The 14688-nt window shown below is 72.3% G+C and carries 9 protein-coding genes and 2 pseudogenes; 2 read left to right on the forward strand and 9 right to left on the reverse strand.

Going from position 1 to position 14688, the window contains the following annotated elements; genetic code table 11:
- Nucleotides 1-39 precede the first annotated feature (39 nt).
- The 9 genes and pseudogenes from IG02_RS0112745 to IG02_RS0112780 all read right to left on the reverse strand — a co-directional run bounded on the left by IG02_RS0112745 (nt 40) and on the right by IG02_RS0112780 (nt 11815).
- Nucleotides 40-426 (reverse strand): barstar family protein, encoded by a 387-nt coding sequence (locus IG02_RS0112745; RefSeq protein WP_030745616.1) that lies wholly within the window; start codon nt 424-426, stop codon nt 40-42.
- 30 nt (nt 427-456) lie between these two features.
- Entirely contained in the window at nt 457-846 is a 390-nt protein-coding gene (locus IG02_RS0112750; protein WP_030745618.1) for a ribonuclease domain-containing protein, read from the reverse strand.
- Nucleotides 847-1066: 220 nt separating this feature from the next.
- A complete protein-coding gene (locus IG02_RS0112755) occupies nt 1067-2617 on the reverse strand; it encodes a DEAD/DEAH box helicase (RefSeq protein ID WP_030745621.1) in 1551 nt (516 codons plus the stop codon).
- 91 nt (nt 2618-2708) lie between these two features.
- Nucleotides 2709-2912 carry a cold-shock protein gene (locus tag IG02_RS0112760; RefSeq protein WP_015031667.1) on the reverse strand — a complete coding sequence of 68 codons (204 nt, stop codon included), beginning with the start codon at nt 2910-2912 and terminating at the stop codon, nt 2709-2711.
- Nucleotides 2913-3158: 246 nt separating this feature from the next.
- A pseudogene (locus IG02_RS42765) lies at nt 3159-3385 on the reverse strand (hypothetical protein); the annotation flags it as partial.
- A 27-nt stretch (nt 3386-3412) separates the two neighbouring features.
- Nucleotides 3413-4156 carry a vWA domain-containing protein gene (locus tag IG02_RS0112765; RefSeq protein ID WP_234314723.1) on the reverse strand — a complete coding sequence of 248 codons (744 nt, stop codon included), beginning with the start codon at nt 4154-4156 and terminating at the stop codon, nt 3413-3415.
- 300 nt (nt 4157-4456) lie between these two features.
- Nucleotides 4457-5917, reverse strand: a complete 1461-nt coding sequence (locus IG02_RS0112770) for a glutamate synthase subunit beta (RefSeq protein WP_030745628.1) — start codon at nt 5915-5917, stop codon at nt 4457-4459.
- Complete coding sequence (gene gltB, locus IG02_RS0112775) at nt 5910-10469, reverse strand: glutamate synthase large subunit (protein ID WP_030745629.1); 4560 nt, start codon at nt 10467-10469, stop codon at nt 5910-5912. Before gltB ends, IG02_RS0112770 begins: the two co-directional genes overlap by 8 nt.
- Before the next feature lie 617 nt (nt 10470-11086).
- Nucleotides 11087-11815: a VIT1/CCC1 transporter family protein gene (locus tag IG02_RS0112780; RefSeq protein ID WP_030745632.1), complete on the reverse strand. Its 729-nt coding sequence runs from the start codon at nt 11813-11815 to the stop codon at nt 11087-11089.
- A 264-nt stretch (nt 11816-12079) separates the two neighbouring features.
- Between IG02_RS0112780 and IG02_RS42770 the strand changes: the two are divergent.
- Together IG02_RS42770 and IG02_RS42775 are read left to right on the forward strand one after the other, a co-directional pair.
- A pseudogene (locus IG02_RS42770) lies at nt 12080-13147 on the forward strand (ADP-ribosylglycohydrolase family protein); the annotation flags it as partial.
- Between the two features lie 126 nt (nt 13148-13273).
- Nucleotides 13274-14584: an ADP-ribosylglycohydrolase family protein gene (locus IG02_RS42775; RefSeq protein WP_051765020.1), complete on the forward strand. Its 1311-nt coding sequence runs from the start codon at nt 13274-13276 to the stop codon at nt 14582-14584.
- The last annotated feature ends 104 nt before the right edge of the window (nt 14585-14688 follow it).

Below are 14688 nucleotides of genomic sequence, written 5' to 3' on the forward strand. Positions count from 1 at the left end.
TGGCCCTGCCCGTGACCGGACCCGCCGGGGCCCGCCCGGTCAGAGCAGCCTGAGCACCCCGGGGGCCTTGTCCTCGATGAGCGCGACGAGTTCGTCGAAGACGGTGGGGCCCCGGCCGGCCCGTACCTCCTCCAGCCGGGCCCGGATGGCCGGCCGGTTGGTGGGGTGCGCGCTCTCCAGCCGCCGCTGGAGCACGCGCACGGTCTCGTCGCGGCCGAGCGCCCGCCGGGAGAGTTCGTGCCGGCGCCACTCGATGACGAAGTCGCCGTCGTCGGGCGTGCCGTAGCCGCCGCCCAGGCAGTCGGCGAGCGCGTCGAGGTTGCTCCCGAAATATCCGCCGGGGCCGTTCACCGCCTCGCCGATCACCTGCCAGAAGCGGTCCAGCCCGGTGACCTCCGCCCCGTCGATCACAAATGTCACCGTCATGGGACGGAGGCTACCTTCCGGTCGGTGCGGTCAGCAGCCGTACTTGACGAGCGAGAAGGACGCGTAGTGGTCCGAGGTGTAGTAGTCCTCGTTCGTCTTGTTGCCCGTGACGATGCGGCGGGCGCCACGGGTGGAGGAGCCGGGGGTCTTCACGGTGTACTCGTGGTAGTAGCCGGTGGACTGGCTGGGCAGGATGCCTTCCCGGTTCTGGAAGACGCCACCGTCCTGGGGGTACGGGAACGGCCCGCCGGCGTCGATCAGGTCGAGCGTGTCGTGTGCCTGGGACGGCAGGTTGGAGTAGCAGATGCTGCCGACCGCGCTGGGGGCCGCGGTGGCGGTGGCGGAGACTCCGCCGACCAGGAGCGTGGACACGAGCGCGGCGACGCCACCGAGGGTGGCGAAACGTGGGGGAATTCGCATGCGTTCATGATGACGCGCGTAGACGTGTACACGTCAATGTCGGTCCCGTAAATTTTCCGTCGGTCAACCGGCGGTCAACCGGCGGACGCCGGTCCGCAGGACTCCGGACACCGGGCTCCGGAGCGGGCCTGCTCCCCCGCGCCGACGCGGTCGGCACAGGGAACCGGGCCCGTGACAGCGGGCCCGAACAGGCCCGCTGTCACAGTCTTCTGACCGGGCGTCAGGCCGCGGTGCGGCGCCCGCCCTCCGCGCCCCGGCCTCCGCGCCCCCGGCGCCGACGGCCACCGCGGCTGCCACGACCGCCGCGGGAGTTCGCGCTCGCGCCGTCACCGGCCTCGCCGTTCGCCGAGCCCGCCGGCCGCGACGGGCGGGTGCGCTTCTGCGGGGCGGGCGGCTGCGGCACCTCGATGATGACGGGCACACCGGAGGGCTCCCGCGCCCCGGTGAGCCGCGTCAGTTCGTCGTCCGTCGACGTCACGCGGGCCGACTTGGGCGCGATGCCCGCGTCCGACATCAGCCGGCTGATCTCCCGCCGCTGCTCGGGCAGCACCAGCGTGACCACACTGCCGGACTCCCCCGCCCTGGCGGTGCGCCCGCCGCGGTGCAGATAGTCCTTGTGGTCCATGGGCGGGTCCACGTTCACGACCAGGTCGAGATCGTCCACGTGGATGCCCCGGGCCGCCACGTTCGTCGCGACCAACGCGGTGACCTGGCCGTTCTTGAACTGGTCGAGCGTCCTGTTGCGCTGCGGCTGAGAACGCCCGCCGTGCAGGCCCGCCGCCCGTACCCCGCTCGCCAGCAGCCGCTTGACCAGCCGGTCCACCGAGCGCTTGGTGTCCAGGAAGAGCAGCACCCGGCCGTCGCGGGCCGCGATCCGGCGGGTGACCTCCTTCTTGTCCGTCTCGTCCAGGAGGTACAGCACGTGGTGCTCCATCGTCGTCACCGCCCCCTGGGACGGATCGACGGAGTGGACCACGGGATCGTGCAGGTACTCCCGTACGAGGCGGTCGATGTTGCGGTCCAGGGTCGCCGAGAACAGCATCCGCTGCCCGTCCGGCTCGACCTGCTTGAGCAACGCCGTGACCTGCGGCATGAAGCCCATGTCGGCCATCTGGTCCGCCTCGTCCAGCACCGTGACGGACACCTGGTCGAGCCGGCAGTCGCCACGGTCGATGAGGTCCTTGAGACGGCCGGGCGTCGCGACGAGCACTTCGCTGCCACGCCGCAGCGCGGCGGCCTGCTTGCCGATGGAGAGCCCGCCCACGACGGTGGTCAGCCGCAGGCCGACGGCGGTCGCGTACGGCGTCAGCGCGTCGGTCACCTGCTGCGCCAGCTCGCGCGTGGGCACCAGCACCAGCGCCAGGGGCGCGTGCGGCTGGGCACGCCGGCCCGCCGTGCGCGCGAGGAGCGCCAGGCCGAAGGCGAGGGTCTTGCCGGATCCGGTGCGGCCCCGGCCGAGTATGTCGCGGCCCGCGAGGGAGTTCGGGAGGGTCGCGCCCTGGATCGGGAACGGCTCGGTCACTCCCTGCTCGGCCAGCGCCTTCAGCAGCCCTTCGGCCATGTCCAGCTCGTCGAACGCGGTGACGGCGGGCAAGGCGGGGGTGAGCGTCTCGGGCAGCGCGAACTCCTGCGGGCGCGCCGGCACGGCACGGCGGGCGGACGCTTTCGTGCCGCCCTTCGCACCTCCCTTCGCGGCTCCCCTGGCGCGAGGGGTCGCCGGACGCTTGCCGGCGGGGCGGGCAGGGCGGTCCTGCCGTTCGGATCGAGTCATGCGGGGCCTCCCTGGGCCTGTGGACAGCGCGAGCCGGGGCCCGCACCACGCAGGTGCGGGCCCCGGCTGCGGGGTACTACACGTCCCGAAATCAGGCCGGGAGGATGTTCTCCGCCTGCGGGCCCTTCTGGCCCTGGGTGACGTCGAACGTGACCTTCTGGCCCTCCTGGAGCTCGCGGAAGCCCGAGGTGGCGATGTTCGAGTAGTGGGCGAAGACGTCGGGGCCGCCGCCCTCCTGCTCGATGAAGCCGAAGCCCTTTTCCGAGTTGAACCACTTCACGGTGCCGTTAGCCATGTCATTCTCCTGAAACAGGTAGCAGAGCCGGAAATCCGCACCTCACGGATTCCTCGTCGCCGCGTTGAGCCCCATCCGGAGAAGCCGGCGCAAACAATAATGCGCCTGACGAACATGTTCCGTCAGGCGCACATAAAGTTCATGGGTACCAAAACTGCAACGCGCCCACTCTAACACGGCCCGCCCCGAGAGGGACGGCCCGCACTGGATCCACCCGTCCGCGCGGGGCGCGCCGTCGTCGTTCCCGCGACGCAGAGTACGCACCGGCTGCCCCGGCCGCCACATCCGCACGACCAGTTCGCCGCCCTCCACGCCGACCCGCACGACCTCGGTCAGCTCGGTCCGGAAGAGGTGGGCAGACGCGGAGACCCGTCCTTCCGGAGGGTCGCCAGCACATGGTGCGTGTACGCCCCGAAGCGCCTCTCGACGACGCCGGCGAACTCGGGCTCGGCCGCCGCGAAATCCGACCAGCTGTGTGACGCGACCGGCCCGGCGCCGCGTCACCGTACGATGCCCAGGGCGCGCGCCTCCCGCAGCCAGTGGGGGAATTCGGCGACCAGCCGGTCGTACAGGTCCGCGTCGCTCATCCGGCGGGGGTCCTGGCCCGCGTGGAAGAAGCCCGCGTTGTCGACGGGGCGTTTCCGGGGGACCGCCAGGTCATCCAGTCTGCGCAGGAAGTCGAACTGGCGGCTCGCCGGGTCCCCGAAGCCGATGAACTGCCAGAACAGCGGCAGCCTGGCCGCCTTGCAGAGGTGGCGTTCGGCGGCGGGCTTGCTGATCGGGCCGCCGTCCGTCTGGAAGACCACCAGCGCCGGGGCCGTGGAGCCGCTGTCCAGGTAGTGGTCGATCACCGCGTCCATGCCCAGGTGGTAGCTGGTTTTGCCCATGTGGCCGAGACCGGCGACGATCTCCTCGATGCGGCCCCGGTGGTTGGCGAGGGAGATGTCGCTCTCGGCGTCGATGTCGGTCGAGAAGAACACGACGGGGACGATGCCGTCGTCGTCGAGGTTCGCGGCGAGGCCGAGCACGCGGTCGGCGAGCGCCTGGACCGTGCCGTCCCGGTAGTACTCCCGCATGGAGCCCGAGTAGTCCAGGACCAGGTAGACAGCGGCGCGTTGACCGCTCAGTCCGTTCTTCGCCAGGGAGACACCGGCGCTCTTGTAGAGGCTGACGAGCGCGGGCGCGGTCTCCTCCACCTTGCGCAGGCTGACGGCCGGGCCGGAGGGCGGGGGCACGGTGACCACTCTCGGTCCCCTTCTGATCAGCCCGGCAGCGAGCAGGCAAGCGCGCGAGCGGGCAAGCGTACGGGCGGGCGACTGGACCCGTGATTATTCCACCGCCGCCACACGCGCAACGGCGCCTGCCGTCGGTCCGGTCGGGGACTGGGGGCAGGCGCCGCTTTTCTCGCGGAGGCCCGGGAGACGCTCCCCGGGCCGACACCGCCCGTACGCCGTTGTACGGGAGTCTGCGATGTTCTCAGTTGTCTCGCGCCGCGGATCGGCGCGGACTTCGCGGGACCGGTCGGCGTCCCATGCGCAAGGGTCTCAGACCGTCAGCGCCCGGTCCGTCGGCCTGATCGGCGCCGGCAGGTCGCTCGCCCCGCTCAGGTACCGGTCCACGCCCCGCGCCGCCGAGCGGCCCTCGGCGATCGCCCAGACGATCAGGGACTGGCCGCGCCCCGCGTCGCCCGCGACGTACACCCCGGGCACGTTGGTCGCGAAGTCCGCGTCCCGCGCGACGTTGCCGCGCTCGTCCAGCTCCAGGCCGAACTGCTCGACCAGGCCGTTGGACCGGTCGGTGCCCGTGAAGCCCATGGCGAGCGTGACCAGCTGGGCCGGGAGCACCCGCTCGGTGCCCGTCTTCTGCTCCAGCTTGCCGTCCTTGAACTCGACCTCGATCATGTGCAGCGACTGGACGTTGCCCTCCTCGTCGCCCTCGAAGTGGGTGGTGGAGACGGAGTAGACCCGCTCGCCGCCCTCCTCGTGCGCGGAGGTGACCTTGTAGAGCATGGGGAACGTCGGCCAGGGCTGGTGCGGGGCCCGCTCCTCGCCCGGCTTCGGCATGATCTCCAGCTGGGTGACGGAGGCGGCGCCCTGCCGGTGTGCCGTACCCACGCAGTCGGCGCCGGTGTCGCCACCGCCGATGACCACGACGTGCTTGCCCTCGGCGCTGATCGGGGAGACCGTCAGGTCGCCCTCGCGCACCTTGTTGGACAGGGGCAGGTACTCCATCGCGAAGTGGACGCCCTTCAGCTCCCGCCCCGGTACGGGCAGGTCGCGCGAGACGGTGGCGCCGGCCGCGACGACGACCGCGTCGTACCGCTTGCGCAGCGTCGCCGCGTTGATGTCCCGGCCGATCTCCGTCTCCGTACGGAACTTGGTGCCCTCCGCGCGCATCTGCTCGATGCGGCGGTTGATGTGCACCTTCTCCATCTTGAACTCGGGGATGCCGTACCGCAGCAGGCCGCCGATGCGGTCGGCCCGCTCGTAGACCACGACGGTGTGGCCGGCCCGCGTGAGCTGCTGGGCGGCCGCCAGGCCGGCCGGGCCCGAGCCGATGACGGCGACGGTCTTGCCGGACAGGCGCTCGGGGGGCTGCGGGGTGACGTCGCCGCTGTCCCACGCCTTGTCGATGATCGAGACCTCGACGTTCTTGATCGTGACGGCGGGCTGGTTGATGGACAGCACGCACGCGGCCTCGCACGGCGCCGGGCACAGCCGCCCGGTGAACTCCGGGAAGTTGTTGGTGGCGTGCAGCCGCTCGCTCGCCGCCGTCCAGTCCTCGCGGTAGGCGTAGTCGTTCCACTCGGGGATCAGGTTCCCCAGCGGACAGCCGTTGTGACAGAACGGGATGCCGCAGTCCATGCAGCGCCCGGCCTGCTTGCTGATGATCGGGAGCAGCGAGCCCGGAACGTAGACCTCGTTCCAGTCCTTGACGCGCTCCTCGACCGGGCGGGTCCTGGCGACTTCGCGCCCGGTGGTGAGGAAGCCCTTCGGGTCAGCCATTGGTCGCCGCCTCCATCATCTTCTCCGTGGTCTCGGTCTCCGAGAGACCGGCCAGCTCGGCGGCGTCCTTGGCGGCGAGCACTGCCTTGTACGTGGTGGGGATGATCCTGCTGAACCGCTCCACCGCGGTGTCCCACTCGGCGAGGAGCTTGTCCGCGACGGTGGAACCGGTCTCCTCGTGGTGGCGGCGCACCACGTCGTGCAGCCACCGCTTGTCGGTGTCGTCGAGGGGTTCGACGGCGGACAGGTTGCCGGCGTTGACGTTGTCCGGGTCGAGGTCGATGACGTACGCGATGCCGCCGGACATGCCGGCCGCGAAGTTGCGTCCCGTCTCGCCGAGGACGACGGCGTGGCCGCCGGTCATGTACTCGCAGCCGTGGTCGCCGACGCCTTCGGAGACGACCGTGGCTCCGGAGTTGCGGACGCAGAAGCGCTCGCCGGTGCGGCCGCGCAGGAACAGTTCGCCGCCGGTCGCGCCGTAGGCGATGGTGTTGCCCGCGATGGTCGAGTACTCGGCGAGGTGGTCGGCGCCCCGGTCGGGGCGGACCACGATCCGGCCACCGGACAGGCCCTTGCCGACGTAGTCGTTGGCGTCGCCCTCCAGGCGCAGGGTCACGCCGCGCGGCAGGAACGCGCCGAAGGACTGGCCGGCCGAGCCGGTGAAGGTGATGTCGATGGTGTCGTCGGGCAGGCCGGCGCCGCCGAACTTCCTCGTCACCCGGTTGCCGAGCATGGTGCCGACGGTCCGGTTGATGTTCCGTATGGCGATCTGGGCGCGTACGGGCTGGGCGGCCTCGGCGCTGTCGGCTCCGAGGGCGTCGGCGGCGAGCTTGATCAGCTCGTTGTCGAGGGCCTTCGCCAGTCCGTGGTCCTGCTCGACCGCCTGGTGGCGGACCGCTCCCTCGGGCAGCTGGGGTACGTGGAAGAGGGGCGCGAGGTCGAGCCCCTGAGCCTTCCAGTGGTTCACGGCCCGCTCGGTGTCGAGCAGTTCGGCGTGGCCGACGGCCTCGTCGAGGGAGCGGAAGCCGAGTTCGGCGAGCAGTTCGCGGACCTCTTCGGCGATGAACTCGAAGAAGTTGACGATGTACTCGGCCTTGCCGGAGAACCGCTCGCGCAGCACCGGGTTCTGGGTGGCGATGCCGACCGGGCAGGTGTCCAGGTGGCAGACGCGCATCATGACGCAGCCGGAGACGACGAGCGGCGCGGTCGCGAAGCCGAACTCCTCGGCGCCGAGGAGCGCGGCGATGACGACGTCGCGGCCGGTCTTGAGCTGGCCGTCGGTCTGCACGACGATCCGGTCGCGCAACCCGTTGAGCAGCAGCGTCTGCTGGGTCTCGGCGAGGCCGAGCTCCCAGGGGCCGCCCGCGTGCTTGAGGCTGGTGAGCGGCGAGGCGCCCGTACCGCCGTCGTGGCCGGAGATCAGGACCACGTCGGCGTGGGCCTTGGACACACCGGCGGCGACGGTGCCGACGCCGACCTCGGAGACCAGCTTCACGTGGATGCGGGCCTGCGGGTTGGCGTTCTTGAGGTCGTGGATCAGCTGGGCGAGATCCTCGATGGAGTAGATGTCGTGGTGCGGCGGCGGGGAGATCAGCCCGACCCCGGGGGTGGAGTGCCGGGTCTTGGCGACCCACGGGTAGACCTTGTGGCCGGGCAGCTGGCCGCCCTCGCCGGGCTTGGCTCCCTGCGCCATCTTGATCTGGATGTCGTCCGCGTTGACCAGGTACTCGCTGGTGACGCCGAAGCGGCCGGAGGCGACCTGCTTGATGGCGGAGCGGCGGGCCGGGTCGTAGAGCCGCTCCGCGTCCTCGCCGCCCTCGCCGGTGTTGGACTTGCCGCCGAGCTGGTTCATGGCGATGGCGAGCGTCTCGTGCGCCTCGCTCGAGATCGAGCCGTACGACATGGCGCCGGTGGAGAAGCGCTTGACGATCTCGGAGGCCGGCTCGACCTCGTCCAGCGGGACGGGCGCGCGGTCCGAGGTGACGTTGAACAGACCGCGCAGCGTCATCAGCCGCTCGGACTGCTCGTTCACGCGCTCGGTGTACTTCTTGAAGATGTCGTAGCGGCGCGAGCGGGTGGCGTGCTGGAGCCGGAAGACGGTCTCGGGGTCGAACAGGTGCGGCTCGCCCTCGCGCCGCCACTGGTACTCGCCGCCGATCTCCAGCTTGCGGTGGCTCGCGGAGATGCCGGAGGCGGGGTAGCCCTTGGCGTGCCGGGCGGCGACCTCCTGGGCGACGATGTCGAGCCCGGCGCCGCCGATCTTGGTGGCGGTGCCGTTGAAGTACTTGTCGACGAACGCCTGGTCCAGGCCGACGGCCTCGAAGACCTGTGCGCCCCGGTAGGAGGCGACGGTGGAGATGCCCATCTTGGACATGACCTTCAGCACGCCCTTGCCGAGCGCGTAGATCAGGTTGCGGATGGCCTGCTCGGGCTCCAGGCCCTCGATGAACGTGCCGGCGCGGACGAGGTCCTCGACGGATTCCATGGCGAGGTACGGGTTGACGGCGGCGGCGCCGTAGCCGATCAGCAGGGCGACGTGGTGCACCTCGCGTACGTCACCGGCCTCGACCAGCAGTCCCACCTGGGTGCGCTGCTTGGTGCGGATGAGGTGGTGGTGGACGGCCGCGGTGAGCAGCAGGGAGGGGATCGGGGCCTGCTCGGCGTCGGAGTGCCGGTCGGAGAGCACGATGATCCGGGCGCCGCCGTCGATGGCGGCGTCGGTCTCGGCGCAGATCTCCTCGATGCGGGCGGCGAGCGCCTCGCCGCCGCCGGACACCCGGTAGAGGCCGGAGAGCGTGGCGGCCTTCATGCCGGGCATGTCGCCGTCGGCGTTGATGTGGACGAGCTTGGCCAGTTCGTCGTTGTCGATGACGGGGAAGGGCAGGGTGACGCTGCGGCAGGACGCGGCGGTCGGCTCCAGCAGGTTGCCCTGCGGGCCGAGCGAGGAGCGCAGCGAGGTGACCAGCTCTTCCCGGATGGCGTCCAGCGGCGGGTTGGTGACCTGCGCGAACAGCTGGGTGAAGTAGTCGAAGAGCAGCCGGGGCCGGGCGGAGAGCGCGGCGATCGGCGAGTCGGTGCCCATGGAGCCGATGGGTTCGGCGCCGGTCCGTGCCATCGGCGCGAGCAGGACGCGCAGTTCCTCCTCGGTGTAGCCGAAGGTCTGCTGGCGGCGGGTGACCGAGGCGTGCGTGTGCACGATGTGCTCACGCTCGGGCAGGTCCTCCAGCTCGATCTCGCCGGACTCCAGCCACTCCTGGTAGGGGTGTTCGGCGGCCAGGGACGCCTTGATCTCGTCGTCCTCGATGATGCGGTGCTCGGCGGTGTCCACGAGGAACATCCGGCCGGGCTGGAGGCGGCCCTTGCGGACGACCTTGGCGGGGTCGATGTCGAGGACGCCGACCTCGGAGGAGAGGACGACGAGTCCCTCGTCGGTGACCCAGTAGCGGCCGGGGCGCAGGCCGTTGCGGTCGAGGACCGCGCCGACCTGCGTGCCGTCGGTGAAGGTGACGCACGCCGGACCGTCCCAGGGCTCCATCATCGTGGCGTGGTACTGGTAGAACGCCCGCCGGGCCGGGTCCATGGAGTCGTGGTTCTCCCACGCCTCGGGGACCATCATCAGCACCGAGTGCGGCAGCGACCGGCCGCCGAGGTGGAGCAGTTCCAGGACCTCGTCGAAGGAGGCGGAGTCGGAGGCGCCGGGCGTACAGAGCGGGAAGATCCGCTCCAGCCTGTCCGCCCCGAAGAGCTCCGAGGCGAGCTGGGACTCGCGGGCGCGCATCCAGTTGCGGTTGCCCTGAACGGTGTTGATCTCGCCGTTGTGCGCGACGAAGCGGTACGGGTGGGCGAGCGGCCAGCTCGGGAAGGTGTTGGTGGAGAACCGGGAGTGGACCAGGGCGACGGCCGTCGCGAAGCGGCGGTCGGACAGGTCGGGGAAGAACGGCTCCAGCTGACCGGTGGTGAGCATGCCCTTGTAGACGAGGGTCCGCGCGGAGAGGGAGGGGAAGTACACCCCGGCCTCCCGCTCGGCGCGCTTGCGCAGCACGAACGCCTTGCGGTCGAGGGCGATGCCCGTGCTCGTGCCGTCCGCGACGAACAGCTGACGGAAGACGGGCATGGTGGCCCGGGCGGTGGCGCCGAGCAGCTGCGGGGCTACGGGGACCTCGCGCCAGCCGAGGACGTCCAGGCCCTCCTCGACCGCGATCGTCTCGATGCGTGAGACGGCCTCGGTCGGGTCGGAGGCCGGCAGGAAGCCGGTGCCGACGGCGTACGAGCCGGCCTCGGGGAGGGCGAATCCGGCGACCTCGCGCAGGAACGCGTCGGGCACCTGGAGCAGGATTCCGGCGCCGTCGCCGGAGTCGGGCTCGGATCCGGTGGCGCCGCGGTGTTCGAGATTGCGCAGTACGGTCAGCGCCTGCTCCACCAGCACGTGGCTGGCAACACCGGTGAGGGTGGCCACGAACCCGACGCCGCACGCGTCGTGTTCGTTACGGGGGTCGTACATCCCCTGGGGGGCGGGGCGACCGTCCATGGGCGACCAGGCGTCGGAACGCATCGGCTCTCCCGTCGTCGTCGTGGCATATGCGATAAACCGAGGGACGACGTTGGCCCTCCGAGAAATTTCACGCAGGTTACATGATGGAAAGCTGCTCGAAAAGCGGATAGCTCAGTCCAGCATGCGGACACCGCGGTGGCGGTGAACTGGGGGGCGCAGACAGACGGACCGTCATTCGTCGTCCGGTCGGCAGCGGGGTAGGCGCGGAGCGGGCTTCGTTGCCCGCAGCGCCTACGGCTCATGCCCGGCGATTGCGGATTCGAAACCGCCGGGTAACGGGAAGATGTGGCGCCAGACGCAAGTGTCGCACCCCGGCGGTCGAAACGCGTCGGGACGTATGTCACAGGGTGGGCGCTTCGCCCGGTGACCGCAAGGCTTGACACGGGCACGGACCGGGCCTCGCGGGTTTCGCCAGGTCCTGGGCGCGGCCGGTGCGGGAGAGGGCTTCGTATGCCCCGTGCACAGCACCGGCACACACCTCCCCCGCGCACATCATCCGAAACACGTGCCGCCGGAAACACACCGCACACTGCCGAACACACCGCGTGGCCCGCCCGTGCGAGCCGGGCGGGCCATGCGGTGCGGGGTCGGCGGAAGGCGGAGACGGGCCCCGGGGCTCAGACCGCGGCGCCGAACAACGCGCCCAGACCGTATGTGATCGCGGCGGCCGTACCGCCGAGGGCCAGCTGGCGCAGCCCGCTGTACCACCAGCTGCGCGCGGTCACCCGCGCCACCAGCGCGCCGCAGGCGAACAGCCCGACCAGCGCGAGCAGCACCGCGGGCCACAGCGCCGTGGCACCGAGCAGGTACGGCAGTACGGGCAGCAGCGCGCCCAGGGCGAAGGAGCCGAACGACGACACCGCGGCGACCAGCGGGGACGGCAGGTCGTCGGGGTCGATGCCCAGTTCCTCCCGGGCGTGGATCTCCAGTGCCTGCGCGGGATCCTTCGACAGCTGCGCGGCGACCTCGCGCGCGAGGTCCGGTTCCACCCCGCGCGAGACATAGAGAGCGGCCAGCTCCGCCATCTCGTCGGCGGGGTGTTTACGCAGCTCATGGCGTTCCACATCCAGCTCGGCCTGGACCAGCTCGCGCTGCGAGGCGACCGAGGTGTACTCGCCCGCGGCCATCGAGAAGGCACCGGCCGCGAGCCCGGCGAGCCCGGTGATCACGATCGTCTGCTGGGACACCGCGCCGCCGGCGACCCCGGTCATCAGCGCCAGGTTGGAGACCAGCCCGTCCATCGCGCCGAACACCGCCGGGCGCAGCCAGCCGCCGTTCACATCGCGGTGCGTGTGATTGTCGCGGTGCGCCTCGTGAAGCGTCGCCTCGGTCTCGATGATGGCCATGTCTCTCCCTCCGCGAGCGGGGGCACGAAGCCCGCTCCGAGCCGGTTCCCGCCACTCCCAACGCTTCGAAAATACGCACGGAAAATCGCTCTCGCCAGCAAGGAAGGCCGTACTTACCAGGCCTGACACGGCGCCGACCGCACGGTCCACGGCACCGCGCGGCGGCCATGCCGACCGGGTGACGGGGGTGACTCCCCGGACTCCTCGCCCCGCGCGCGGGGCACAGATCGGGGGAAGGACAGGCTCGCGCGAAAGGGCCGCACGATGGAGCTGACCGCACGCGCCTCGGGCGTCGGAGCCGATGCCGCCGAGGGCGACAGGGCGAGCGGCCGGGCCGGGGCCCGCTCCGTGGCCGTACGCCGGGACCGGGCCCGTGGCGCGCTGCTCGGCCTGGCCGTCGGCGACGCGCTCGGGGCCCCCGCCGAGAACATGCGCCCGTCCGAGATCCGCCGCCGCTGGGGCCGGATCGAGGGGTTCGTGGCCGAGCGTCCGGCGGGCACGGACGACACCGAGTACGCGATCTTCTCCGGGCTGCTGCTCGCGCGGCACGGCTCGGCGCTGACCGTCGCGCATGTCGAGAAGGCGTGGCACCACTGGCTGGCCGACCTGGACGAGGGCCCGTTCCGCGGGGCGGGCTTCAGCGAACGCGGCACGCTGGAGAACCTCAGACGGGGCCTGGCCGCGCCCATCACGGCCCAGCACCGGCACGCCTGGAGCGACGGGCTGGCGATGCGCGCCGCCCCGTTCGGCGTGTTCGCCGCGGGGCGGCCCCGGGAGGCCGCGCGGCTGGTGACGGTGGACGGCGGCGTGAGCCACGACGGCGAGGGCATCTACGGCGGCCGGGCGGTCGCGGCGGGGGTGGCCGCCGCGATGACGGGCGCCGGGCCGGACGCGGTGGCCGCGGCGGCCCTGTCGGTGGTGCCGATGGACTCCTGGACGTCCCGTTCGCTCCGCCGCGCGGTCGTGGCCGCACGCCACGAGTACCCGGACCCGCTCACGGCGGAACGCGCGGTGCGCTCGGCGGTGGTGATCGGCGGCTATCCCTGGACCGATCTGGCGCCGGAGGCGGTGGGCCTGGCCTTCGGCGCCTTCGCGGTGGCGCGTGGCGACTTCCGTACGTCCGTGCTCACGGCCGTCAACATGGGCCGCGACGCCGACACCACGGCGGCCGTCGCGGGTGCGCTGGCGGGCGCGCTGGCGGGCGCCCGGGCGATCCCGCAGGAGTGGTCCTCGGTCATCGGTCCGGCACGGGGCAGCTGTCTCCCCTCGATGCGGGGCTACCACGTCCTGGACATCGCGGACCTGCTGACGCCGGACGACGACGATGACGCGGGCGACGGCACGGACGATGACCCGGACCACGACGCGGGCGATGACGCGGCCGAGCGCGGGGAGGCGCCCGCCGGACCGGCCGCCCGGCCGCCGCTCACCTCCCCCGCGGCCGCCCCCGGCCCGGATGTGGCCGACGCGGGCGGCCGGGGGGCGCGGAACCGTACGCGCCCGCCCCAGCCCCCGTCGAGCGCCCTCGGCGTGCCGTTCGCTCCTGGCGCGGGCGTCGACTCCCACGTCACACCGGTCGCCAGGACCGATACCCGCACCGCGTCGGCCACCACCCCCGCCCCGGCCACCGTGCCCGACGGCCGGCGGGTCGAGGGGCTGCTCCTCGGGCTCGCCGCCGGGGACGCGGCGGGATGGCCCGCCGCGCGGCACCGGGCCGCCCGGATGCCCGAGTGGACCCGTCGGCTCACCCGTGAGCTGGACACCTTCGCCGAGCAGAACGCGACCACCACCCTCCCCGTCCCCATCGCCCTGAACCAGCCCCCCGAGCCTCTTCGACTGGGGCCCGCCGACGACGCCGAATGGGCCGCGTTCACCGCCCGGTCCGTGCTCGCCGCCGCGGCGGAGCGCTTCGCCGGTCTGCCCGCCGGCCACCGGCTGCGGGCCGCCGTCGACCTCGCCTGGCACGCGCTGGCCGCCGAGATCGCGGCCGCCGCCGCGCGGGCGCCCGAGGTCGAGTCCGCCGTGCTGCCCCTGCGCGCCCGGATCTCCGTACGCGCGGGCCTCGGCAACCTGGCCACCGGCCTGCGCCCGCCGGCCACCGGCCACGACAATCCGCACTACTTCGACGACGCCGCCTGCGTCCGGGCCGCCGTCCTCGCCGTCGTCCACCCCGGCGACCCGGCGGCGGCGGCCGAACTCGCCGAGTTCGACGCCCGCTACACCCAGGACGGCGACGGGGTGCACGGCGCCCGGGCCATGGCCGCCGCCGTGGCCGCCGCGCTCGGCGGCGCGGGCGCGGAGTCCGCCGTCGGCGCCGCTCTCGCCCAACTGCCCGGCACGACCGAGATCGGCCGCAACGCCCGCCACGCCATCGCGCTCGCCGAGGGCCGTACCGCCGGGCACGCACCGGGGCCCGGCGCGGCCTTCGCCCTCGTACCGCTGCTGGAGCACCAGATCGTGGACCACGTCTACAGCTACGGCATCGCCGCCGCGGAGACCGTCCCCGTCGCTCTCGCCCTGGCCCTCGCCTCCGGCGGCAGCGTCTCGGGGGCCGTCCCCGCCGCCGCGTGTCTGTCCCGGGTCGCCGATTCCGCGCCCGCCCTCGCCGGCGCCCTGACCGGCGCCCTCGGCGGCGGCGACTCCGTACCCACGGCCTGGCGGGACGCCTGCCGCACCCTTGCGGGCTGTGCGCTCCCCCGACTCGCCGGCACCGACCTGGTGGAACTCGCCGGGCTCCTGACGGCGGGGGAACCGGCCACCCTAATGTGACAATTCGGGCATGACGCTGATCAGTCCGCCACCGGCTCCCGAACCGCCTCCTCCCCCGACGAGCAGCCCGGCCAAAGCCCCCGCGCACAGCCACGCGACCGGCT

The organism is Streptomyces sp. NRRL F-5135 (assembly GCF_000719775.1).
GTDB classification, from domain to species: domain Bacteria; phylum Actinomycetota; class Actinomycetes; order Streptomycetales; family Streptomycetaceae; genus Streptomyces; species Streptomyces hebeiensis.